We start from the raw sequence: 22,666 nt of genomic DNA, 5'->3' as shown, positions 1-22,666 counted from the left end.
GCGGCCCCAAAAATGGGACTGCTACGCAGTCCAACGGGGGCAAGCCCCCTCGCCACAGGGTTCAGTGCTGGATCAAACTTTCTGGTAAAGCTGACTGCCTTCCTGCTTGAAGCGCTCGGCCTGTTCGGCCATGCCTTGGGCGACGTCCACGTCGACCGCTTCGATCCGCTGGTTGGCCGCGTACTCGCGCACTTCCTGGGTGATTTTCATCGAGCAGAATTTCGGCCCGCACATGGAGCAGAAGTGCGCGACCTTGGCCGAATCCTTCGGCAGGGTCTCGTCGTGATACGAACGAGCGGTGTCCGGATCCAGGCCCAGGTTGAACTGGTCTTCCCAACGGAATTCGAAACGCGCCTTGCTCAGGGCATTGTCGCGGATCTGTGCGCCCGGATGTCCCTTGGCCAGATCGGCGGCATGGGCCGCAATCTTGTAGGTGATGATCCCGGTCTTCACATCATCCTTGTTCGGCAGGCCCAGGTGCTCCTTCGGCGTCACGTAGCAGAGCATCGCGCAACCGAACCAGCCGATCATCGCCGCACCGATGCCGGAGGTGATGTGGTCGTAGCCCGGCGCAATGTCGGTGGTCAGCGGGCCGAGGGTGTAGAAGGGCGCCTCGTCGCAGCACTCGAGTTGCTTGTCCATGTTCTCCTTGATCAACTGCATCGGCACGTGGCCCGGGCCTTCGATCATGCACTGCACGTCATGCTTCCACGCGATCTTGGTCAGCTCGCCGAGGGTTTCCAGTTCGCCGAACTGCGCTTCGTCGTTAGCGTCGGCGATCGAGCCCGGACGCAGGCCATCGCCCAGCGAGAAGCTGACGTCGTAGGCCTTCATGATTTCGCAGATGTCTTCGAAATGGGTGTAGAGGAAGTTTTCCTTGTGATGCGCCAGGCACCACTTGGCCATGATCGAACCGCCTCGGGACACGATGCCGGTCACGCGCTTGGCGGTCATCGGCACGTAGCGCAGCAGCACGCCGGCGTGAATGGTGAAGTAGTCGACGCCCTGCTCGGCCTGTTCGATCAGCGTGTCGCGGAACAGCTCCCAGGTCAGGTCCTCGGCCACGCCGCCGACTTTTTCCAGGGCCTGGTAGATCGGCACGGTACCGATCGGCACCGGCGAGTTGCGGATGATCCACTCGCGGGTTTCGTGAATGTGCTTGCCGGTGGACAGGTCCATGACCGTGTCCGAACCCCAGCGAATGCCCCAGGTCAGTTTCGCCACTTCTTCTTCGATGGACGAACCCAGGGCGCTGTTGCCGATGTTGCCGTTGATCTTCACCAGGAAGTTACGGCCGATGATCATCGGTTCCAGTTCGGTGTGGTTGATGTTGGCCGGAATGATTGCGCGACCGCGGGCGATCTCGTCACGGACGAATTCGGGGGTGATGATTTTCGGCACGCTGGCGCCAAAACTGTGACCGGCGTGCTGCTGGTCCAGCAGGCCGGCGGCGCGGGCCACTTCCAGCTTCATGTTTTCGCGGATGGCGACGTATTCCATCTCGGCGGTGATGATGCCCTGGCGGGCGTAGTGCATCTGGGTGACGTTGGCCCCGGCCTTGGCGCGGCGCGGGTTGTTGACGTGGGCGAAACGCAGCTTGGTCAGCTCCGGATCGGCGAGGCGTTCCTGGCCGAAGTTCGAGCTCAGGCCGCTCAGGCGCTCGGTGTCGCCACGGGCTTCGATCCACGGCGAGCGCACGTCGGCCAGGCCTTTGCGCACGTCGATGATGACGTTGGGGTCGGTGTATGGGCCGGAGGTGTCATAGACCGTGACCGGTGCGTTGACCTCGCCGCCGAAGTCGGTCGGCGTCACATCGAGGCTGATTTCACGCATCGGCACTAGGATGTCGGGACGAGTGCCCTGAACGTAGATTTTCTTCGACCGGGTAAACGGCTGAACCGATTGTTGATCGACCTTGGCCGAGTCACTCAGGTTGGTGGCGATTTTTTCTTTTATGGTCATCACGGGCTCTCAAGACAATCCAGGCAATGGAATTTTGTCGGAGCGAACCTGTAACGAATGGACGCACGTGCGCTGGGAAAACCAGCTGTGCTGTGCTCAGTGCTCGAGGGGAGTTCGATGGTCGAACCACATCCCGGACGAAGCACAAGAGGACTCGCCGGGTGACGAGAAATCTTGTTCCCTACGCAGGCGCTAACCTGATCAGGTTCAACGGGATCCGAAATTATTCGATCTCAGCCTCATAGCAAGGCACCCCGACAAGAACGTGGCCAGTCTAGACACAACTGGCCAGGAACGCCAACACCGCGATAAACACCGTGATGAATGGCGCAATTGCAGGATTGTTGCGCGGCCGACGCGCAACTACACTCGCTACGCCAAGCTGCGCATTGACGCTAGAGGTGTCGAAACGTAGCCTTGGCGCTCAAATTATCAGCGTAATTTTTGTAGGGATCGCCGAATGCTGCGCAAACTCTCACTGGCCGTTGCCGTGTCTTGTGCGTCCAATGGAATGGCCTGGGCAGCAGAAGCGCCCTTATCTACCAAAACCGACCTGGTCAGCGTTTATCAGGAAGCGGCGGACAATAACGCCGACCTCGCGGCTGCCGTAGCTCAATATGGCGCGCAGAAAGAAGTCGTGCCCCAAGCCCGCGCCGGGTTGCTGCCCAACCTTTCCGGCGGTGCCGATGTCACCAGCGTGCGCACTTCGATCGACCAGCCTTCGGCCACCGCCAACCACAACGCCCACTCGTATCAGGCGACCTTGGCGCAACCGCTGTTCCGCGCCGATCGCTGGTTCCAGTTCCAGGCGGCCAAGGACGTGAACGAACAGGCGGCGCTGCAACTCTCGGCGACCCAGCAGAACCTGATTCTGCAAACCGCCGACAGCTATTTCAACGTGCTGCGCACCCAGGACAACCTGGCCTCGACCAAGGCCGAGGAAGCCGCGTTCAAGCGTCAGCTCGACCAGTCCAACGAGCGCTTCGATGTCGGCCTGTCGGACAAGACCGACGTGCTCAACTCGCAGGCCAGCTACGACACCGCACGGGCCAACCGCATCGTTGCCCAGCGTCAGGTGGATGATGCCTTCGAAGCACTGGTGACCCTGACCAACCGTCGATACAACTCGATCCAGGGCATCAGCCACAACCTGCCGATCCTGCCGCCGGCGCCAAACGACGCCAAGGCCTGGGTCGAAACCGCGGCCCGGCAGAACCTCAATCTGCTGGCCAGCAACTACGCCGTCAGCGCCGCCGAACAGACCCTCAAGCAGCGCAAGGCAGGCCATGCGCCGACCCTCGATGCCGTGGCGAAGTATGAGAAAGGCGATAACGATGCGTTGGGCTTCAGCAACCCGAATGCTTTCGGCCAGCCCTACAAGGGTGATGTGGAGCAGACGTCGGTCGGCCTGCAACTGAATATCCCGATCTACAGCGGTGGCCTGATCAATTCCCAGGTGCGTCAGTCCTACGCCCAGCTGGACCAGACCGAGCAGCAACGCGAATCGCTGCTGCGCTCCATCGTCGAAAACACCCGTGACCTGCACCGTGCGGTAAACACCGACGTCGAGCAGGTCCAGGCGCGCAAGCAGTCGATCATTTCCAACCAGAGTGCGGTGGAAGCGACCGAGATCGGCTATCAGGTGGGGACGCGCAATATCGTCGACGTACTGGATGCACAGCGTTCGCTGTACTCCTCGGTCCGCGACTACAACAACACCCGCTACGACTACATCCTCGACAACCTGAAGCTCAAGCAACAGGCCGGTACGTTGAACCCGGGTGATCTGCAGGATCTGGCGCGCTGGCTCAAGCCCGATTACAACCCGGACAAAGATTTCCTGCCGCCGGATCTGGCCAAGGCGGCTGCCGAGCAGCTCAAAGCCCGGCCGTGAGAAGCCTCCTGTAGGAGCGAGCATGCTCGCGATGGAGGCCCAGTCACCGCGGGCATTCAGACTGCCCGCGTCTCCGTTGACGACCATCGCGAGCATGCTCGCTCCTACAGGTGATCAGCGTTTGATCAACCGCCCCAACCCATCCAGCAATCGCTGCAACGCGCCCTGATTGCGGCGCATCACGGTCAACCCCGCCTCCGCCATGCGCTGCGCGTCCCGTGGCAGTTCGAACAGGCGCTGCACCGCCAACGCCAAACCGTCGGCATCTTCCACTTCCTGCAACGCTCCGGCACTGCGCAGTTGCGCAGCGATTTCGAGGAAGTTGAACAGATGCGGGCCGCTGAGTACCGGCTTGGCCAGTGCCGCCGGCTCCAACAGGTTATGCCCGCCATTGGGCACCAAGCTGCCGCCGACGAAAGCGCTGTCGGCCAGCGCATAGAGGAACAGCAACTCGCCCATGGTATCGCCGAGCAACACCGACGTGGCCGCAGTGACCGCCTCGCCACTGGAACGCCGAACCGTGGCGAACCCCTGCTGACGGCACAGTTCGAACACCGGATTGAAACGCTCGGGATGACGCGGCACCAGAATCAGCAACGCATCCGGGTGGCTCGCCAGCAACCGGCGATGGGCCGCGAGCACCACCTCGTCTTCACCGTCGTGGGTACTGGCAGCGATCCACACAGGGCGCTCCTGCGCCTGCCATTGCCCGCGCAATTCGGCGGCATGCTGCAACAGTTGCGGATCGATGGTCAGGTCGAATTTGATCGAGCCGGTGACTTCGACGGTTTCCGCGCGCGCACCCAACTCACGGAAGCGCTGCGCCTCGGCTTCGGTCTGCACCGCGAACAGGCTCATCTCGGCGAGCATCGGCCCGGTCAATTTGCCGAAACGACCATAGCCTCTGGCCGAGCGTTCGGAGAGTCGTGCGTTGGCCAGGGCCACGGGAATGCCGCGCTTCGCGCATTGGTGGATATGGTTGGGCCACAGCTCGGTTTCCATGATCACCGCCAGTTTCGGCTGGACCCGGTCGAGGAAACGCCTGGCGGCGCACGGCAGGTCATAGGGCAGATAGCAGTGCTGGATGCGCGGTTCATTGGCGAACAGTGCCTGAATGCGCTCCGAACCAGTCGGGGTCATACAGGTCACGGTGATCGGCAGCTGTGGATAACGCTGCAGCAAGGCGCGAATCATCGGTGCGGCGGCAATGCTCTCGCCCACCGACACCGCGTGCACCCAGATACCGCCGGGCTTCATCGCCGGCAGGCCAAAGGAGAAGCGCTCGCCGATGCGCTTGGCGTAAGCCGGCGCCTTGCGCGAACGCAGCCACAACCGAATCGCCACCAATGGCAGCCCCAGGTAAAACAACGCGGTGTAGAGAGTTCTATTCATGGCGGCGGAGTTTATCGGTTTTTTCGCCGATCGCCTGCAAATGCACGGCAAAACGTTCGGCCAGCCAGCGCGCCGCCGGGCCCAGGGGTTCGTCGCGACGCCAGACCAGTTCCACCACCAGTGCCGGCGGGGTCCATTCGCTGTCCAGCTCGACCATCTGATCCTGATAGGTCGGGTACTGCACCACATGGCGCGGTAGCCAGGCCCAGCCCAGTCCGCGCACCAGCCATTCGGCCATGACGTAGAAACTGTCCGCCCGCCAGACTTGCGGGCTGGCCGGCTCACTGCCGGGATAAATGCTCGACTGGGTCGACATCAACAACTGGCGATGTTGCGCCAGTTGCTGGCAATTGACCTGCGTCTGTTTCGCCAGCGGATGACCGACGCCACAGACGGTGACCATTTCCACGCTGCCGAGCACCCGCCGCTCGAGGGCCTCGGGGATCTGGTCGTGGAAGAACAGCAAGCCCAGGTCGGCTCGGCGCTCCACCAGTTTGCGCGCCACTTCACCCTGGGCAGCGCTGGTCAATTGCACCTCAAGACTGGGAAAGCGCTCGGCCAATGCCTCGAGGCTTTCGATGACCGGTTGATAAGGCATCGCTTCATCCTGAGCCAGCCGCAGGCGAGCCTCCTGCCCGCGCATCAACGCCAGCGCCCGACCGTTGAGACGCTCGCATTGGCGTAGAACTTCCCGAGCCTCTTCGAGCAAAGCTGTACCGGCTTCGGTGAGTTTCGGCTGACGGCCGCTGCTGCGATCGAACAGGCTGACGCCGAGATCTTCTTCGAGCAGCGCAATAGAACTGCTGACCGCCGACTGCGCTTTGCGCTGGTCCCGCGCCACAGCGGAAAACGAACGCTGCTCCGCTACGCTGACGAACAGGCGCAGCTGCTCCAGATTCCATTGAATGTTCATGACCAACCCATCTTCAGAACAGATAGGTAATGACTTTACCGCATCTGGCGAATCTCTAGAATGTCGCCTCAGAGAGCAACACTTCATACGAGGATTGAACCATGACCGCTTACTACTACCTGGCCATAGCCATCTGCGCCGAAGTGATTGCCACTGTTTCGATGAAAGCGGTCAAAGGCTTCAGCACCCCGCTGCCGCTGATTCTGGTGATCGTCGGTTACGGCATCGCCTTCTGGATGTTGACCCTGGTGGTGCGCAGCGTGCCCGTGGGCGTGGCTTACGCGGTGTGGGCCGGCATGGGTATCGTGATGGTCAGTGTGGCTGCGCTGTTTCTGTACGGGCAGAAGCTGGACCTGCCGGCGATGCTGGGGATGGGGTTGATTGTGTTGGGGGTTGTGGTTATTCAGCTGTTCTCGAAAACGGCCGGGCATTAACCACCACACCTTCGTTTCCCTGACATCCGATTACCTGTGGCGAGGGGGCTTGCCCCCTCACCACAGAGTCCTCTGCACATTGAGTCTGTATACTGCGCCCTTGTCCTGAACACTCGAGGTCGCTGCATGCCATCCGTTATTTCCACCGACGTTCTGATTGTCGGCGCTGGTGTCGCCGGCCTCTGGCTGAATGCGCGCCTGCGCCGCCAGGGTTTTTCGACCGTGCTGGTGGAAAGCGCCACCCTCGGCGGCGGGCAGACCGTGAAATCCCAGGGCATCATCCACGGCGGCGCCAAATACGCGTTGCATGGGGCCCTGACCGGCGCCTCGGAAGCCATCGCCGACATGCCCCGCCGCTGGCGCGAGGCCCTGGCCGGCAATGGCGAGCTGGACCTGTCCGGCGTGCGCCTGTTGTCCGAAGCCCATTACCTGTGGTCCCCGGGCACGATCGCCGGCAATCTCACCAGCTTCTTCGCCAGCAAGGCCGTGCGCGGACGCGTCGATCAGGTCAAGGGCGATCAACTGCCCCCCGCCCTGCAAGACAAGCGCTTCAAAGGCAAGGTCTATCGCCTGGCCGAACTGGTGATCGACGTGCCAAGCCTGGTCCAGCGCCTGGCCGACCTGGCCGGTGACGGCCTGCTCGCAGGGCAGAAAATCGAGCCTCTGCTGGAAGGCGGCGTGCTGGTCGGCCTCAAGGTGGATGAGCGCGAGATTCGCGCGCAACGCATCGTCCTCAGCGCCGGCGGCGGCACTGCATCGCTGCTCGAAGCACTGGGCCTGAGCAAGCCGGCCATGCAACGTCGGCCGCTGCACATGATCATCGCCAAGGGCCCGGGCCTCAAACCGCTGTACGCCCACTGCCTGGGTGGCGGTAGCAAACCGCGCCTGACCATCACCACTCACCCGGCCGCCGACGGCCAGTGGGTCTGGTACATGGGTGGCGATATCGCCGAAACCGACGGTGTGGCCCGCGAGCCCGCCGAGCAGATCGCCACAGCGCAGAAAGAACTCGGCCAACTGCTGCCCTGGATCGACCTGAACTCAGCGCAATGGGCGACCCTGCGAGTGGATCGCGCCGAGCCGCTGCAAACGGGCCTGACCCGCCCCGACAACGCCTTCCTCGCCGAAGAAGGCCGCCTGCTGGTGGGCTGGCCGACCAAACTGGCGCTGGCACCGGACTTCGCCGACCGCGTCATCGACAGCCTCGCCCGTGACGGCATCCAGCCAAGTGCGGCGGCACCGCTGCCGGAACTGCCAAAGCCGCCCATGGGCGTCCCTGCCTGGGAGCAATTGCTGCCATGAGCCAAGCGACCCTGCACGACCTGCATCGCCCCTTGGGCAGCACCGGCCTGCTCGTCTCGCCCCTGGGCCTGGGCACCGTGAAGCTCGGCCGCGATCAAGGCGTGAAATACCCCAACGGTTTCCAGATTCCCGATGACGACGAAGCACGCATGTTGCTCAAGCTCACCCGTGACCTGGGCATCAACCTGATCGACACCGCCCCGGCCTATGGTCGCAGCGAGGAACGCCTCGGCCCGCTGCTGCGCGGGCAGCGCAAGGACTGGGTGATCGTCAGCAAGGTCGGCGAAGAATTTGCCGACGGTGTGTCGCACCACGATTTCAGCGCCGCCCACACCCGGCTGTCTGTGGAGCGCAGCCTGCAACGCCTGGAGACGGACTTCATCGATCTGGTGCTGGTGCATTCCGACGGCAACGACATGGCGATCCTCAACGACTGTGAGGTTTATCAGACCCTCGCGGCGCTCAAGGTCGAAGGCAAGATTCGCGGTTTCGGCTTTTCCGGCAAAACCGTCGACGGTGGCTTGAAGGCGCTGGAGCAAGGTGACTGCGCGATGGTCACCTACAATCTGAACGAACAAAGCGAAAAGCCGGTCATTGACTATGCTGCTGCTCACGGCAAAGCCATTCTGGTGAAAAAAGCACTGGCCAGCGGTCATGTCTGCCTCAGTCCAGGGGTGGACCCGGTGCGCGCGAGTTTCCAATTGCTGTTCGAACATCCGGGCGTCGCCAGTGCTATTGTCGGGACCATCAATCCGCTGCACCTCGCCCACAACGTCTCGACCGTTGCCCAGGTCCTACGTAGCAACTGACGCCGCCCTACGCGGCCTAAAGCAGGAGCCGACATGCCGCGTACGCTCATCAGAAAGAACCCGAGCAACTTCAAGACCCTGCCGTTATTCGTCGAAGCGACTCCCGAAGGTCTGACTTATCAGAGCGTCGGGAGGCCGCTGAACTTCTCCCAGATCCTGCAGCGCCGCCGCCCGGTGACGGTCGCCGACAGCCAGCGTTTCGCCCTTGAACTGGCCAACCTCGGGGTGTCGGTGCGACTGACCCTGCATTGGCAAAACCGCGATTACTGGGTGCTGGTTCGCCAACGTCGGCAGGACCGTGGCGATGTGGTGCTCAAGCTGATCTCCGGCTATGTGCCGGCTCACGAACTGAATCTGCCGCTGCACACGGCGATTCAGGAGATCGCCGAGGAATGCCTGCTGGAAACCCCGGAAGGCTGGCTCAATGGCCGCTTCAACGATACCTGGCTGCCGGCGCCCTACGCCTCGGCGCTGCACTATCGCGAAGCACTACCCTTTCGCCTGTCGCCGCTGTCGGGATCGGCGCGGCCGGTGCGCTGCGCCAACCTGCAATTGATCGAACGCCCGCGGGCCTACGTGCATTTGCCCACGGCTTCGCTGCAGCTGATCTACGATTTGCGCCTGGACGTGCCCAAGGAAGCCAAGTCCCTGAGCCTGTTCCACGTCGACGAACGCCTTGAGGGCGATCAACTGGTGGCTCGACTGGACCGCAAGCGCCCCGACCTGTACCTGATGCCCTTGAAGGACGGCCACCCGCTGGCCGAGCTCTACACCTTGAAGAAGGACCAGCTATCCCCGGCGAGCACCCGCGGGCTGTACCTGGCCGAAAGCTTTGCCCGACAGGAAGGCTGGCTGGTGAAGGAGGAGCGGATTCGCTGGAAGGATTGGGTGCGGCAGCAGGGCTTGACGGAGCCCGGGAAGAATTCGGGGCTGGCGGTGTTGGGTGGGAAGGCGAAGCAGTTGTTGAAGAAGATGGTGCCGCGCAAGAAAGTGAATTCGTGAAAGATCGCAGCCTGCAGTGTGGTTTAAGCCAGCTCCTACACGATCCCCTGTAGGAGCTGGCTTAAACCAAAACTGCTGGCTGCGATCTTTTTTAAACGTCACTCGGACTTGCGGATCTTCTCGACAATCGCAGTCGTGGAGCTGTTCTCCACCAACCCCAGCACTTTCACCGTACCGCCGTAAGCCGTCACGATGTCCGCGCCAACCACCTGGTCGATCCCATAATCCCCGCCTTTGACCAGCACATCCGGCTTGACCTCGCGCAGCAGGTTTTCCGGAGTGCCTTCAGGGAAGCTGATCACCCAGTCCACCGCACCCAGCCCAGCCAGCACGGCCATGCGACGGTCGACGCTGTTGATCGGTCGACCCGGCCCTTTCAGGCGGCTGACCGAGGCGTCGTCGTTGATCGCTACGATCAGACGATCGCCTTGCGCCCGCGCCTGCTCGAGGTAGGTCACGTGGCCGGCGTGGAGGATGTCGAAGCAGCCGTTGGTGAAGACGATCTTTTCGTTGTGCGCACGAGCATCGTCGACCGCAAGCAGCAGTTGTTCGAGACCCAGCACACCGCGCTCGGAACCTTCTTCGCGCTGGATGGCGCGGCGCAATTCCGGCGCACTGATGGCCGCAGTACCGAGCTTGCCGACCACGATGCCGGCAGCCAGGTTGGCCAGGCCGACCGCGTGCGGCAGTTCCTCGCCTGCGGCAATCGCCGCAGCCAGGGTGGAAATCACCGTGTCACCGGCACCGGTGACGTCGAACACTTCACGGGCACGGGCCGGCAGGTGCAGTGCCGGGTGATCCGGACGCAGCAGGGTCATGCCGTGCTCGCCACGGGTCACCAGCAAGGCGCCGAGTTCCAGGTCGTGCATCAGCTTCGCGCCCTTGCTGACCAGTTCGTGCTCGTCGGCACAACCACCGACGATGGTTTCGAACTCGCTGAGGTTCGGCGTGATCACGCTCGCACCGCGATAGATCGAGAAATCCTTGCCCTTGGGGTCGGCCAGGACCGGAATGCCACGGGCACGGGCGGCCTGGATCAGCACCTGGTGATTTTTCAGCGCGCCTTTGCCGTAGTCGGACAGCACCAGCACCTTGATGCCTTCGAGCAGATCGTCGACCTGATTGGCCAGCTCGAGGGCGTCGGTGGAGAACGGTTCTTCGAAGTCGATTCGCAGCAATTGCTGGTGACGACTCATGACCCGCAACTTGACGATGGTCGGCTGGTGCGCAATGCGCTGGAACAACGCCCGCACGCCTGCGCCCTTGAGGCTATTGACCAGGCTGTCGGCGGCTTCATCGTCGCCGGTGACACCGACCAGCGAGGCCGGCGCGCCAAGGGCGGCAATGTTCAACGCAACGTTGGCGGCACCGCCCGGGCGGTCCTCGATGTGCTCGACCTTGACTACCGGTACCGGCGCCTCAGGGGAAATCCGTGAGGTACCACCATGCCAGTAACGGTCGAGCATGACATCGCCGACCACCAAGACAGGGGCTTGATCGAATCGCGGCATGGACAACTTCATGGAGCAACCCACATACAGAATGAACAGGGGCGCGATATTAGCACAGGGTAGGTGTCGGCTTGTGTGGCGGCTGCAAAGGGAGGGTTTGGTGGGGATTTTTCGCTCATTTATTGAGCAGGAAAATGTTACAGCCGGTTGCAACAGGGCGAGCCAGGCTCACCCTGTTGCAGCGGATCAGGCGATGTCTTCCGCCGGAGCGTCAAGGCCCATCGCGTGCAGGCGCGAGTAGTAGCCGTTATGCGCGAGCAGTTCTGCATGGGTGCCGCGCTCGACGATCTGGCCCTGGTCCATCACCAGAATCAGATCGGCCTTTTCGATCGTCGACAGGCGGTGGGCGATGACCAGCGTGGTACGGCCCTTCATGACCTGATCCAGCGCTGCCTGGATGTGACGCTCGGACTCGGTATCCAGCGCCGAAGTCGCTTCATCGAGAATCAGCAGCGGAGCATTTTTCAGGAGAGCCCGGGCAATCGCCAGACGCTGACGCTGGCCGCCGGAAAGCAGCACGCCGTTTTCCCCGACCTGGGTGTCCAGGCCATCAGGCATTTGCGAGATGAAGTCCATCGCGAAGGCATCGGTGGCGGCTTTTTCAATGTCGGCGCGGGGAGCGCCAGCCAGGTCACCGTAGGCGATGTTATTGGCAATGGTGTCGTTGAACAGGGTCACGTGCTGGGTGACCTGTGCCACATGCCGGCGCAGATTGCGCAGTCGATAATCTTCGATTTCGACGTCATCAAGGAGGATTTCGCCAATATCGTGATGATAGAAACGCGGAATCAGGCTGGCCAAGGTCGACTTGCCGCTGCCGGAACGGCCGACCAGGGCAATCATCTGTCCAGGCGATGCCGTGAAGTTGATGTTTTTCAGCACTTCACGGTCGGTTCCAGGATAAGAGAAGCTGAGATTGCGCACTTCCAGATGGCCGCTGATGCGCTCACGCTCGACGGTGCCGTTATCGACCTCGGGCTCGACGTCCAGCTGCTCGAAAATGCTTTCGGCACCGGCAACGCCCTTCTGGATGGTCGAACTGACTTCCGACAGTTGCCGGATCGGCTTGGGCAGCAGGCCCGCAGCGGTGATGTAGGCCACCAGATCACCGGCGGTGGCATCACCGCGCAGGAACAGCACTAGGAACATCAACACGGCCATGGCGGTGTAGATCACCAGCTGCAGCATCGGCGTGTAGACCGCGCCGGTCTTGGTCATGCGCAGTTGCTTGTCGGTGTTGCCCTGGCTCGCGGCGGCAAAACGCTGCTCTTCATAGCTCTCGCCACCGAAGCTGCGCACCACGCGATAACCCTGAATGGTCTCGGAAGCGACATGGGTCACATCGCCCATCGCCACCTGGATCTTCTTGCTCTGTTTGCGGAATTTTTTGCTGGCACTACTCACCATGAGCGCAATCAACGGCAGGATAGCCAGCATCACCAGAGTCAGCTTCCAGTTCATCCACAACAAGTAACCGAACAGGAATACTACGGTCAGACCTTCGCGAATGACCACTTTGATAGCATCCGTTGCAGCACCGGTGACCATGGTCACGTTGAAGGTGATGCGCGAAATCAGGTGCCCGGAGTTATGTGTATCGAAATAACGGTTCGGCAGCACCAGCAACTTGTTGAACAGCTCGACGCGCAGGTCATGGACCAGCCCCAAGGACACCTTGGCCAGGTAATAGTTACCCAGAAAAGAACCCAACCCCTGCCACGCGGCGATCAATACGATCAGCAGCGGAACAGCCTGCAGCAGTTGCAGATCGCGCAAATAAGGAACAGTCGGAAACAGCACCGCTTCGGGGTTGCTCAACCCGTCCACAAAATACTTGAGGATTCCGGCGAGCATCGGCTGTGTCGAAGCGAAAATTACAAAACCGACAATACTGATCCCAAACATGCCCCAGTACGGGCGCACATACGACAGCAGGCGCAGGTAAATCTTCAAGCTCGACGGCGCAGGCGATTCAGGGCTGGTCATGAGAACCCGTTGTATGAGAAAAGAGCCCGCGAGTGTAACACAGGCTATTTTAGTCGCTGAGCTGCGGTAATATGGCCGGCTATCCCCGCCTCATGGCGTAGAACTGCGGAGTATTGATGCAAGCGCTCGATCACACCCGATATCTCGCTCTTCGCGAGGGAGCACAAGTCCTTGAAGCGGACGGTTCGGGGGACAAGGTTTTGCGATTGACGGATGGGTCGATCCTTAAATTGTTTCGCCGCAAGCGCTTGTTGACCTCGGCCGCATGGTATCCATACGCCAGACGCTTTGCCGATAATTGCGCAGCACTGCGTGAGCGGCAGATTCCCTGCCCGACAATCCGTCACGTCTACCGCATACCGAGCATCGAACGCGACGCGGTGCATTACGACCCATTGCCAGGGCAAACCTTGCGCCAATTGCTCGACAGCCAGACCGATGCCGATCCGCTGCGCAGTCAATTAGGGGTGTTCATCGCCACATTGCATGAGAGAGGGATCTACTTCCGCTCGGCGCATCTGGGCAACATCGTGCTGACACCCGAGCATCAGTTAGGACTGATCGACATTGCCGATCTGCGGGTTTATCGGCGCCCGCTGCGCAAGTCCTTGCGATTGCGCAACTTCAAGCACATGGTGCGTTATCCGCAGGATCGACAGTGGCTGCTCGACAGGAACGGCGAGCTCTTCATGCAGAATTATGGCCGGACCCAAAGCATCTGTTCCCCGGAAGAACTGAACAGCGCACTGCAGAAATGATCCGGCTATCTTCGCCTCCAGGGAGGAGGCGAAGTTCAGCGTAATGCCAGCTCGGCGCGCTGAGCCTGTAGCGCTCGCCCGAGAATCAATGCCGCTGGCAGCAATACCATAGGCCACAGTTCATCAGGGTTGCCGATCAGCAAGCTGCCATCGAAGTTCAACATGACCAGCGCACAAGCCAGGTACATGCCCCACGCGTCTTTAAGACGCCAGGCCTGCCAAAGTGTGGCCAGCATCAAGCCGACAAAAAGCACCAGCCCTACCGCACCGCTGTAAAGCCCCAGTGCCACATAGATGTTGTGCGGATGCTGAATTGGCATCCAGCCATCGAGCAACTGGGCGGTGTGAAACTTGATACCGCACCCCAGTGCCCAGCCACAGTTGCCCCACTCTCCCACCATGATGTGGAAAATTTCGATGCGATAAGAGTCCCCACGAGTCCAAAGCGACTGATACCAGGCCTCGTTATGGACGATCAGATAAAGCCCGCCCAGAACGACCAGACAGATCAACATCACGCCGCCAACCAGTCGCGGCCTGTAGCAAAGGCCGTAAAGAACCCACATCCCCAACAGGAATGCGACCCCGACCAATGCCGTACGCGTCTGGAGTACGAAGCTCACCGCAAGGATCGACAGGACGATGCCCAGCCCGGCTTCAATCCAGCGTCGGTCCCTGATCCAGAATGGCAGGGCAAGCGCCAGCGAACACAGCAGCCAGATACTGGCATAGATCACGTTCTGCAAGCGCGCCGGCAGCAACGCCACCCGAGAGCCGACGGCATACTCGCCGGTCATCCAGCTATAGAGCGCACAGCTGAAGATGTACAACGCCAGAACCCAGAATTGCAGCCGGACGAAATGCGGACTTCGGAAAAACTGCGGATCGCTGAAAGCGCCAACCACCATGACGAACATCAGCACGTAAAAGACATGCTTGAAAAACTGGGGCTCTGCGGCGATCGTCGCCGGCACGAGGAACCACAGGATGAATGCCAGCCAGCCAAGGGCCAAGGGCAGCCTGAATAGGCCTGCTCCTCGCTCCTTGATCAGGTATACAAGACCGGGTACTACCATCAGGCCGTAGAAGATATTGTTGGTCCATTTCGACGACCAACCCACCACAAAGCTCAAAAGGAACAGGCAGAGGACTGTCCCGAAATACGAAGTGACGGTGATCTTTCCGGGCTTCATGCCACTAGAGACCATGAAGCACCCAACCCGCTGCCAGACCCAGAACAACTGCCACAATCAACTTGATCCGATCGAGACGCTTGCGTCGATTCTTGCTCAGACGCTCCTCGGGAACGATTACATGCTCACCAAAGCCTGTGTGCAGCACCGCATCGTTTTCCAGAATCAGTGCGTAACGGTTTTTCGCCGCGTACAGACGCGACAGGTCCTTCTCTCCGGAGAACGCAGAATACGGCGCATGAACCAGATAATCTGCACGACGGCGCAAGCCGGGATTGAATGAGAAACCCTGCCAGTCCGCCTTGTGTGAGCCCAGCACATAAAAAGGTATGCCGTGACTGATCTTGCGCTCGCCCTGGAACACATATGGACTGTGAACCATCAGGTCGTGATTGAAACTGCGCAGCCATACCTGCAGGGCCTGAGGATCTTCCTCCAGCAGGAGCTGGGATTCTTCGATGAATCCTTCACGGTAGAAGCTCCAGTCATCTTCGCAGTGGAAAATCCACGATGTCTGCACCTGAGCGTAGGCGGCATCAATAGACTTCAACTGACCCAGGCGCGGGTTGTTGATGAAAAACTGGGTATGCGCCCTCCAGTGCTCAGGAATACAGTCCTCTACGGCGCTGTCGCCGGAGTCCTCGGTAATGAACACTTTACGGATGGGGGCCGTGTTGAACCGGTCGAATGTCTCCAGGGTTCGCTTCAACAGGTCGAAGCGACCGCAACTGGTGATGACGACCGAAATGTCGCTAGTCTCGCTGAACTGCATCTATCTACACCGCACCCTTGGTTGTGAAGTCACCGGCCCTTACAGCCCCAGCGACAAGCGTAATTTTTCTTTCCAGCTCAATGGAGCCCTTTCGCGTAGCGGCGCGCGCATCGCATCGACAATCGCGTGCCCCACGGCACGGAAGGTGTAACGTTCTTCGACAAGAGCCTGACCTGCCACGGAAATGGACTCGGTCAGCTGTGGGGACTCACGTAGCACAGCCAGCTTCCTCTGGAGCTCGTCACGTGTTCGATACAGCACAATGTTCTGCATATCGACAAAGCCCAAAGCGCGATTTTCTTCGTCTCCCTGATCGAAGGCAAAGAGCACACAACCGCAGGCCATGGCCTCGAAATTCTTGATCATGTACTCGCCCATGCCAACGTCGGCACTGACGAAATAACGGATCCGGCTTAATGTTTCGCTGTATTCCTCACCCGACTTGGTACGGGTGATCAACAGGTTTTCGACCTCGGCCACCGACTCGAGCATGGCTTTGCGCCCGGCGTAGGCAACACTATTGAGGCTACCGACGAAACCCAACTCGATATCACGTTCACGCTGGCAGTTCTGCAGCAGCCCCTGGTCGTATCCCTTGGGCACGAAATGGGCATCAAAGCCTTCATCACTCAAACGTTGGCTAACCATGTACCCCGAGCTGATTACCCGTGCCCATGGCAACTTGCGGTAATGCGCGCTGAACTTTCCGGTGTATTTGCACGGAATGTAATTCTGATACGCATCGTGCTCCAGAATAACCAGATTGGGCAGGGTTTGTATGAACCGGACCTGCCTGATCTCTTTTTTGAATCGCAGAAAAAACACGATACGGTCGTAGAGAGTCACATCGACATGCTTGCGGAAGTACCCACGCAAGTCGTCCTGCTCCGCGCTGGTCAGCTCACGCTTGTCGCAGTCGCAGCACTCGGCGATCCCGTCATACAGGCGATCAAGGATCGCTCGCTGCTCTTTCTGCACCAGAAACAGAACTTTCAATTGGTCTCTCTCTTGCCAGCCAGCTCTTGGACCCAGAACAACTCGTGGCGACGCACTGTTTTACGATAAAACTCATTCTCCCCGAAAGCCGGCCAATGCCGTGCTGCGAGGCAGCGTTGAATCCCTCGGCGAAGCAGTCGCTTGAACGGCATCCGAGGCTGAAGGTCGTGCATCATGCCCAACGACATTGCCTTGCGCCACTGTATTTCAGTTGACAGACAAGGTGTCCATGGACGAAGCGGCCCATTTGCATTGATCTGCGGAGGCAGCGCCACCCCTGTACCCGCATCGCCCATGGGCCAGCGATCGTTGTCATGCAAATGGTTGGCATAATGCAACAGAGTCGTTGGTTGCCAGACTGTGCCGCCCAATGCCTGCATCACCGCCTGCTGGGAGCATAGATGGTCCGGGTGCGGGTCAAACGTCGGGTGTGGCAAAACAATGACCTGAGGCTGAATGCGCTCGATCAGTTCACTCAGGTCGGCCAGCAAATTGTTCCAGGACGGCACACCGTCGGCATCACTGACCAGAGTGAATGGATTGAAACGGCGGAAATAACGCGTATCGCCAAGCTGCGCCTCGCGGGATGCCACCGCTTCGCGTGGCGCGCTCTGCATGGCAGGCAATTGCAGGCAGAAATACCCCAGTTGAATGCAACGCTCCTGAGGTACTCCACCCCACAATGGAACGCTGACACTGTCCCAGGCACGCAGCGAACCCTTCAAACGAGACGCTTCTACACCTTCAAGTCCCATCTGCTGATAGTGCTCGGCCTCGATTTCACCCGCGGTAAGCGTGACGATCCAGGCTTCATCGGCCTGGCTGTACAAACCGTAGGCTGCCAGCTCGGCATCATCGGCATGGGGAGCGATGACCATTACCCGCTGCCGACGGTAATCGGGATGCTCGATCGCCCAGAGCACCGGCTCGCCGACCAACCGGCAGTGACGTCCGCGCAAACGCAGTTCACCCTTTGACAACACCTGCGCCTGACCGCTGAGGTTAAGAAAACGCAGGCCATTGACGCCGCGCTCGAAAGTCTGACGGTCCGGGTTTTCGCCACCGAGCAGCTCGACCGCCGGATCGAGGAAGCGCCCCAGCCAGGTGCTCTTGATTCGCAGCGCCAGCACCAGCGTCGCGTCGTCGACCAGCATCACGCCTTCGTCCAGCCGCAGGTGCTCGCCGTTCAGATGAACCTTGGGCTGAGGTGTGAAGGGAGGAAAGTTGTACTGGTAATCGTCTTTCGGCGAATAGAACAGATGATCGGCAAACCAGGCTTCGTGGGCGATCCAGCCCAGCACCGCCAGCAGCAGCGGCAACCACCAAGCCACCCAGATGCCGCAGACGATCAACAGTGCCAGGGCAACCAGCAGCGCGAGGCGTTTGTTGCGTCGATGGCGCTTGAGCAATTGTTGTTTGCGGCTCATGGGCTGACTCATACGGTGTAGACCGGCACGGGATTGCACCAACGGTCCTTGTATTCGCGATCGGCGCGGCCGAAGGAGAAGCGCAAGGGTTTGTCCAGGGCCCGGGCATGTTCCCAGGCACTTTGGGTGTTGAGGAAACTCAGCACGCTGCCGGGGCTGAACTCGCGGGTTTCAGGGTCGACGCCGCCATTGATGTATTCGACGCTGATCCACTGCGGTGCCTCGACGCGGTACACCAGCTGGATCGCGATCGGTGCATCGTTGAGGAAAATCACAGAGCCGATCAGCAGTTCGCGCAACAACTCGACGACGTCGGCCATGCGCGCAGCGCCCGTGGCCGGGAAGCCCCAGCGGCGCTGGAACAGATCGCAGTAGATCGCCGCCAGTTCGGCAGCGGAGAAATCGGAGACCGGTCGAACCACGCCCCCCGCCTCTTCCAGCAACCTCAGCTCGCGGCGCTGGTTGTAGCGAAACTTCTTCGACAGTTCTTCCGGCGTGCGCGCCATGGCCAGTTGCTCGGCTTGCAACTTAATGCCGCTGAAGCGGTTTTCGTTCAACGCCGACAGGTAACGACCACGATGGCGCAACGGCGCCTGGGCATTTTCGGCGGCGGGCAGGATGATCTCGGCATTGCCCAGATCGAACAGGCCCTTTTTGCCGTTGCGTTTGAGCACGTCCTTGGACAGCGCCAGATCGCGGCCCCAGGTTGGGATTGCCGCCTTGATGTCGCCGCCCTGTTCCCAGACCAGATAGCGGACGGGGATGCCGGCCAACTGCGCCAGTCGCTCGACCACGAGCGGGTGAGTCGCGACGCTGCCGCCATAACGCTGCCAGGTTTCGGCGTAGGTCGAGGCATCAGTTACGGACCAGCCGCGTTCGCGCCAGCCTTGAAATCGGTTGAGCATCAGCCCCTCGGTGCCAGTTCGATAACGTGCGGCAGATGCCAGAAAGCATCGCGAACCGCGCGGTCGGAGAAACGCTCGTGCAGGCGATCGAGCATCAGCTCGGCGCATTGCTGACGTTGCCGGGCGTCCATCGCGGCCAGATGTTGCAGCCCCTGGGCCAGATGTTCGGCGTCCCCCAGCGGGAACAGAATGCCGACGCCTTCGACCACTTCCTTCGCCCCACCGCACGCGGTGGCCAGCAACGGCACGCCGGCGGCCATGGCTTCGAGCAGCACCATGCCGAACGGCTCGTGGTCGGAGCTCAGGGCAAACACGTCGAAGGCACGGAAGTAGCGTCGCGCATCGGGCACCTGACCGAGGAACAGCACGCGGTCGCCAATGCCCAGCTCGCGAGCCTGGGCCTTGAGGTCCTCTTCCAGTCGGCCTTTGCCGAGAATCACCAGCTGACTGTTGGCCGACAGGCCCGGCAATGCCTGGGCAAAACCGTCCAGCAGCGTGGCCTGATCCTTGTCCGGATGCAGGCGTCCGACATTGCCGACAATCCAGGCGTCGCTGGCCAGGCCGAGGGATTCCCGGGCTTCGTCAGCCGATACCTGGCTTTGCTGCAATGCCGGCACGTCGATACGGTTGTACAGCGTCTGGATTCGCGTCGCCGGCCACTTCGGCAGGCAACGGCGCATGTCGTCGCGCACGGCATCGGAGACACCGAGCAGGCTCAGGCGCTTGCGGAAAATGTGGGCGAACAGTTTGCGCGAACCGCGTTTGTAATCGTCAAACGCGTGGTGCACGCCAATCACCGGCAGCGAAGTGCCGAGCAAGGCGATGTAGATCGGCTTGAAGCGATGGGCGATGCAGAAACTGAAATTGCGTGAGGCGGCGATCTTGCGCAGATCGCCGATGGCACCCAGCTTCAGGCCACGAATGGCCTTGGAGCTGTATTCCATGAACAACACTTCGTCGGAGGCGCAACCCGCGGCGACTTCGGCATCGGCGACCCCGGTGAGAAACACCGTGGTCACGCGATAGCCGGTCCCCGCGAACAGGCTGGCGTACTGCCGGGCGCAGTCCAGGAACGGCCCGTCATAGCCGTGGCAGAACTGCAGCACATGGCGTTCAGCCGAGCGTGTCATAGGCGTTCGCGCCCTCTTTGACCACCAGGATGTCTTCCATGATCAGGTACTGCAGATCGGAGCCGAAGAACATGTTCAGGGCGTCGGTCGGCGAGCAGATCATCGGTTCGCCACGACGGTTGAGCGAGGTGTTCAGAGACACGCCGTTGCCGGTCAGGTTCTCGAGCGCCTTCATCATGTCGTAGTAGCGCGGATTGTATTCGCGCTTGAGCACCTGGGCGCGGGAGGTGCCGTCTTCGTGAACGACTTCCGGTACGCGGGTCTTCCACTCTTCCGCCACTTCGAAAGTGAAGGTCATGAAAGGCGCCGGGTGGTCGATCTTGATCATCTGCGGCGCGACGGTGTCGAGCATCGACGGGCAGAAAGGCCTCCAGCGCTCGCGGAACTTGATCTGATGGTTGATGCGGTCGGCCACGCCGGCCACGCTCGGGCAACCGATGATCGAACGACCGCCCAGTGCGCGCGGACCGAACTCCATGCGGCCCTGGAACCAGGCCACCGGGTTGCCGTCGACCATGATTTTGGCGATCTGCTCCGGCATGTTGTCGAGCTTGCGCCAGGTCGGCTTGTTCTCGTGGCGGGCGCAGGCGGCGATCACGTCTTCGTTGCTGTACGACGGGCCGAGGTAGACGTGTTCCATCTTCTCGACCGGCACGCCACGGGCGTGGGACACATAGGCCGCAGCACCCACCGCGGTACCGGCGTCGCCGGACGCAGGCTGCACGAACAGTTCCTTGACGTCGTCGCGGGCGATGATTTTCTGGTTCAGCTTGACGTTCAAGGCGCAGCCGCCGGCGAAGGCCAGCTTGCCGGTTTCCTTGAGTACGTCACCCAGGTAGTGGTCGATCATCTGCAACGCCAGTTTCTCGAACAGCGCTTGCATGCTCGCGGCGTAGTGGATGTAAGGCTCGTCGGCGATGTCGCCTTCGCGCTTCGGACCCAGCCACTCGATGAGTTTCGGCGAGAAGTAGAAACCCTTGCCCTTCTCTTTATAGCGACGCAGGCCGATCACGTTGGCGTATTCGGTGTTGATCACCAGTTCGCCGTTCTCGAACGAGGCCAGGCGCGAGAAATCGTATTTGCTGGCGTCGCCGTACGGCGCCATGCCCATGACCTTGAACTCGCCGTCGAGCATTTCGAAACCGAGGAACTCGGTGATCGCGCCATACAGGCCGCCCAGGGAGTCCGGATCGAAGAATTCCTTGATCTTGTGGATCTTGCCGTTCTGACCGTAGCCGAAGAAGGTCGTGGCGTACTCGCCCTTGCCGTCGATACCGAGGATCGCGGTTTTCTCTTTGAAACCGGAGCAGTGGTAGGCGCTGGAGGCGTGGGCCAAGTGGTGTTCGACCGGCTCGATCTTGATTTTCTTCGGATCGAAGCCCAGTTGCTCCAGGCACCAGACGATCTTGTTGCGATAGCGCTTGTAGCGACGGTTGCCCATCAGGATCGCGTCGAGGGCGCGGTCCGGGGCGTACCAGTAACGTTTTGCGTAGTGCCAGCGGGCCTTGCCGAAAAGACTGATCGGGGCGAACGGAATCGCCACCACATCAACGTCCGAAGGCTTGATGCCGGCCTGTTCCAGGCAGAACTTCGCCGATTCGTAGGGCATGCGGTTCTTTGCATGTTTATCGCGTACGAAGCGCTCTTCTTCAGCCGCCGCGACCAGCTTGCCGTCGATGTACAAGGCTGCTGAAGGATCATGGCTAAGGGCGCCGGACAGGCCAAGAATCGTCAATGCCACAGGGGTCTAGCCTCTTTAGTCTGCATGTCAGGCGCCGAAGCGCCTCAAAAATGATCTGCCCTCGCCGGGAGCGTGGGGCAGCTAAAGGGCGGGATTATAGCTTAAAAGCAGTTGCAAGCCGCTAGCTGCGAGCTGCAAGGGTTTTGGGTGGTGTCTTTGAGAGGCTCATCCAGGGGATGGGCGCCAGTAAATGGAGATGTTGCCGTCGGTGGTTTGGCGGTAGAGGGTGTAGGGCAAGGCCACGGTGTCCAGGGCGCCGGAGAGGGCCATGTCGGCCAGAATGAAGGGAAGAAACATGCCCGTAGGGTCGGGCGGCGCGTTCAATACGCAGAAATCGTAGGCCAGGCCGCTGTAGGTCCTGGGAATGGACTGGCAATAGGTTTTTTGCTTGCGCAGCCCCTGAGCTGCTTCGGCTTCGTCCTGAAACACCGTTGCGAAGGTGCCGCATCCGGTCAAAGCCAGCGAGATGACGCCTGCTGCGACGGCCATTTTGATGGTCAAGGTCTGTCCTCCATGAAGGACAGCCAAGCTAGCATCGC

The 22,666-nt window shown here is 60.7% G+C and carries 19 protein-coding genes and 1 riboswitch; of the genes, 6 read left to right on the top strand and 13 right to left on the bottom strand.

What is annotated here, in order from left to right; genetic code table 11:
* Positions 1-72: 72 nt before the first annotated feature.
* Complete coding sequence (gene thiC, locus ACW9JE_RS08445; protein WP_224533867.1) at positions 73-1,962, bottom strand: phosphomethylpyrimidine synthase ThiC; 1,890 nt, start codon at positions 1,960-1,962, stop codon at positions 73-75.
* Between the two features lie 161 nt (positions 1,963-2,123).
* A riboswitch (TPP riboswitch) is annotated at positions 2,124-2,229 on the bottom strand.
* Positions 2,230-2,422: 193 nt separating this feature from the next.
* Here thiC and ACW9JE_RS08440 point away from each other — a divergent pair.
* The gene (locus ACW9JE_RS08440) at positions 2,423-3,856 is read left to right on the top strand and encodes a TolC family outer membrane protein (RefSeq protein WP_457432495.1); all 1,434 of its coding nucleotides are present in this window, start codon (positions 2,423-2,425) and stop codon (positions 3,854-3,856) included.
* A 114-nt stretch (positions 3,857-3,970) separates the two neighbouring features.
* Here the strand turns inward: ACW9JE_RS08440 and waaA are convergent, their stop codons facing one another.
* Both waaA and ACW9JE_RS08430 read right to left on the bottom strand, forming a co-directional pair.
* Positions 3,971-5,248: a lipid IV(A) 3-deoxy-D-manno-octulosonic acid transferase gene (gene waaA, locus ACW9JE_RS08435; protein ID WP_224533865.1), complete on the bottom strand. Its 1,278-nt coding sequence runs from the start codon at positions 5,246-5,248 to the stop codon at positions 3,971-3,973.
* A complete protein-coding gene (locus tag ACW9JE_RS08430; protein WP_224533864.1) occupies positions 5,241-6,161 on the bottom strand; it encodes a LysR family transcriptional regulator in 921 nt (306 codons plus the stop codon). Before ACW9JE_RS08430 ends, waaA begins: the two co-directional genes overlap by 8 nt.
* A gap of 101 nt (positions 6,162-6,262) precedes the next feature.
* Between ACW9JE_RS08430 and ACW9JE_RS08425 the strand changes: the two genes are divergently transcribed.
* The 4 genes from ACW9JE_RS08425 to ACW9JE_RS08410 all read left to right on the top strand — a co-directional run bounded on the left by ACW9JE_RS08425 (position 6,263) and on the right by ACW9JE_RS08410 (position 9,708).
* A complete protein-coding gene (locus ACW9JE_RS08425) occupies positions 6,263-6,595 on the top strand; it encodes a DMT family transporter (protein ID WP_224533863.1) in 333 nt (110 codons plus the stop codon).
* A gap of 126 nt (positions 6,596-6,721) precedes the next feature.
* Positions 6,722-7,897, top strand: coding sequence for an NAD(P)/FAD-dependent oxidoreductase (locus ACW9JE_RS08420; RefSeq protein WP_224533862.1), 1,176 nt, complete (start codon positions 6,722-6,724; stop codon positions 7,895-7,897).
* Positions 7,894-8,706: an aldo/keto reductase gene (locus ACW9JE_RS08415; protein ID WP_224533861.1), complete on the top strand. Its 813-nt coding sequence runs from the start codon at positions 7,894-7,896 to the stop codon at positions 8,704-8,706. The genes ACW9JE_RS08420 and ACW9JE_RS08415 overlap by 4 nt, the downstream gene beginning before the upstream one ends.
* A 33-nt stretch (positions 8,707-8,739) precedes the next feature.
* On the top strand, positions 8,740-9,708 hold the full coding sequence (locus tag ACW9JE_RS08410) for a metal ABC transporter ATPase (RefSeq protein ID WP_224533860.1): 969 nt from the start codon (positions 8,740-8,742) through the stop codon (positions 9,706-9,708).
* A 98-nt stretch (positions 9,709-9,806) separates the two neighbouring features.
* Here ACW9JE_RS08410 and hldE read toward each other — a convergent pair whose 3' ends face one another.
* Both hldE and msbA read right to left on the bottom strand, forming a co-directional pair.
* Complete coding sequence (gene hldE, locus ACW9JE_RS08405; protein WP_224533859.1) at positions 9,807-11,231, bottom strand: bifunctional D-glycero-beta-D-manno-heptose-7-phosphate kinase/D-glycero-beta-D-manno-heptose 1-phosphate adenylyltransferase HldE; 1,425 nt, start codon at positions 11,229-11,231, stop codon at positions 9,807-9,809.
* A 174-nt stretch (positions 11,232-11,405) separates the two neighbouring features.
* Positions 11,406-13,205, bottom strand: coding sequence for a lipid A export permease/ATP-binding protein MsbA (gene msbA, locus ACW9JE_RS08400; RefSeq protein WP_457432494.1), 1,800 nt, complete (start codon positions 13,203-13,205; stop codon positions 11,406-11,408).
* Positions 13,206-13,321: 116 nt separating this feature from the next.
* Here msbA and ACW9JE_RS08395 point away from each other — a divergent pair, with 116 nt between their 5' ends.
* On the top strand, positions 13,322-13,963 hold the full coding sequence (locus ACW9JE_RS08395) for a toluene tolerance protein (RefSeq protein ID WP_457432493.1): 642 nt from the start codon (positions 13,322-13,324) through the stop codon (positions 13,961-13,963).
* A gap of 35 nt (positions 13,964-13,998) precedes the next feature.
* On the opposite strand, the gene ACW9JE_RS08390 is transcribed toward ACW9JE_RS08395, so the two are convergent.
* The 8 genes from ACW9JE_RS08390 to ACW9JE_RS08355 form a co-directional block, all read right to left on the bottom strand.
* Complete coding sequence (locus ACW9JE_RS08390) at positions 13,999-15,156, bottom strand: O-antigen ligase family protein (protein WP_457432492.1); 1,158 nt, start codon at positions 15,154-15,156, stop codon at positions 13,999-14,001.
* 4 nt (positions 15,157-15,160) lie between these two features.
* Positions 15,161-15,928, bottom strand: coding sequence for a glycosyltransferase family 2 protein (locus tag ACW9JE_RS08385; protein ID WP_457432491.1), 768 nt, complete (start codon positions 15,926-15,928; stop codon positions 15,161-15,163).
* A 39-nt stretch (positions 15,929-15,967) separates the two neighbouring features.
* On the bottom strand, positions 15,968-16,924 hold the full coding sequence (locus ACW9JE_RS08380) for a glycosyltransferase family protein (protein WP_457432490.1): 957 nt from the start codon (positions 16,922-16,924) through the stop codon (positions 15,968-15,970).
* Positions 16,921-18,351 carry a PIG-L deacetylase family protein gene (locus ACW9JE_RS08375; protein WP_457432489.1) on the bottom strand — a complete coding sequence of 477 codons (1,431 nt, stop codon included), beginning with the start codon at positions 18,349-18,351 and terminating at the stop codon, positions 16,921-16,923. The genes ACW9JE_RS08380 and ACW9JE_RS08375 overlap by 4 nt, the downstream gene beginning before the upstream one ends.
* Positions 18,352-18,359: 8 nt before the next feature.
* Entirely contained in the window at positions 18,360-19,256 is an 897-nt protein-coding gene (locus ACW9JE_RS08370) for an antimicrobial resistance protein Mig-14 (RefSeq protein ID WP_457432488.1), read from the bottom strand.
* A complete protein-coding gene (locus tag ACW9JE_RS08365; protein WP_457432487.1) occupies positions 19,256-20,386 on the bottom strand; it encodes a glycosyltransferase in 1,131 nt (376 codons plus the stop codon). Before ACW9JE_RS08365 ends, ACW9JE_RS08370 begins: the two co-directional genes overlap by 1 nt.
* Positions 20,370-22,127 (bottom strand): carbamoyltransferase family protein, encoded by a 1,758-nt coding sequence (locus tag ACW9JE_RS08360; protein WP_224533850.1) that lies wholly within the window; start codon positions 22,125-22,127, stop codon positions 20,370-20,372. The genes ACW9JE_RS08365 and ACW9JE_RS08360 overlap by 17 nt, the downstream gene beginning before the upstream one ends.
* A 165-nt stretch (positions 22,128-22,292) precedes the next feature.
* Positions 22,293-22,628, bottom strand: a complete 336-nt coding sequence (locus ACW9JE_RS08355) for a YceK/YidQ family lipoprotein (RefSeq protein ID WP_457432486.1) — start codon at positions 22,626-22,628, stop codon at positions 22,293-22,295.
* Between the last annotated feature and the right edge of the window lie 38 nt (positions 22,629-22,666).

The sequence above is a fragment of the Pseudomonas sp. SDO55104_S430 genome (assembly GCF_054070595.1).
This window is presented reverse-complemented; position numbering and strand designations above follow the sequence as displayed.

Bases quoted from the DNA above. Each gene is read 5' to 3' on its own strand.
- thiC (WP_224533867.1), bottom strand. From the start codon at position 1,962: ATGACCATAAAAGAAAAAATCGCCACCAACCTGAGTGACTCGGCCAAG.
- ACW9JE_RS08440 (WP_457432495.1), top strand. From the start codon at position 2,423: ATGCTGCGCAAACTCTCACTGGCCGTTGCCGTGTCTTGTGCGTCCAAT.
- waaA (WP_224533865.1), bottom strand. From the start codon at position 5,248: ATGAATAGAACTCTCTACACCGCGTTGTTTTACCTGGGGCTGCCATTG.
- ACW9JE_RS08430 (WP_224533864.1), bottom strand. From the start codon at position 6,161: ATGAACATTCAATGGAATCTGGAGCAGCTGCGCCTGTTCGTCAGCGTA.
- ACW9JE_RS08425 (WP_224533863.1), top strand. From the start codon at position 6,263: ATGACCGCTTACTACTACCTGGCCATAGCCATCTGCGCCGAAGTGATT.
- ACW9JE_RS08420 (WP_224533862.1), top strand. From the start codon at position 6,722: ATGCCATCCGTTATTTCCACCGACGTTCTGATTGTCGGCGCTGGTGTC.
- ACW9JE_RS08415 (WP_224533861.1), top strand. From the start codon at position 7,894: ATGAGCCAAGCGACCCTGCACGACCTGCATCGCCCCTTGGGCAGCACC.
- ACW9JE_RS08410 (WP_224533860.1), top strand. From the start codon at position 8,740: ATGCCGCGTACGCTCATCAGAAAGAACCCGAGCAACTTCAAGACCCTG.
- hldE (WP_224533859.1), bottom strand. From the start codon at position 11,231: ATGAAGTTGTCCATGCCGCGATTCGATCAAGCCCCTGTCTTGGTGGTC.
- msbA (WP_457432494.1), bottom strand. From the start codon at position 13,205: ATGACCAGCCCTGAATCGCCTGCGCCGTCGAGCTTGAAGATTTACCTG.
- ACW9JE_RS08395 (WP_457432493.1), top strand. From the start codon at position 13,322: ATGCAAGCGCTCGATCACACCCGATATCTCGCTCTTCGCGAGGGAGCA.
- ACW9JE_RS08390 (WP_457432492.1), bottom strand. From the start codon at position 15,156: ATGAAGCCCGGAAAGATCACCGTCACTTCGTATTTCGGGACAGTCCTC.
- ACW9JE_RS08385 (WP_457432491.1), bottom strand. From the start codon at position 15,928: ATGCAGTTCAGCGAGACTAGCGACATTTCGGTCGTCATCACCAGTTGC.
- ACW9JE_RS08375 (WP_457432489.1), bottom strand. From the start codon at position 18,351: ATGAGCCGCAAACAACAATTGCTCAAGCGCCATCGACGCAACAAACGC.
- ACW9JE_RS08370 (WP_457432488.1), bottom strand. From the start codon at position 19,256: ATGCTCAACCGATTTCAAGGCTGGCGCGAACGCGGCTGGTCCGTAACT.
- ACW9JE_RS08365 (WP_457432487.1), bottom strand. From the start codon at position 20,386: ATGACACGCTCGGCTGAACGCCATGTGCTGCAGTTCTGCCACGGCTAT.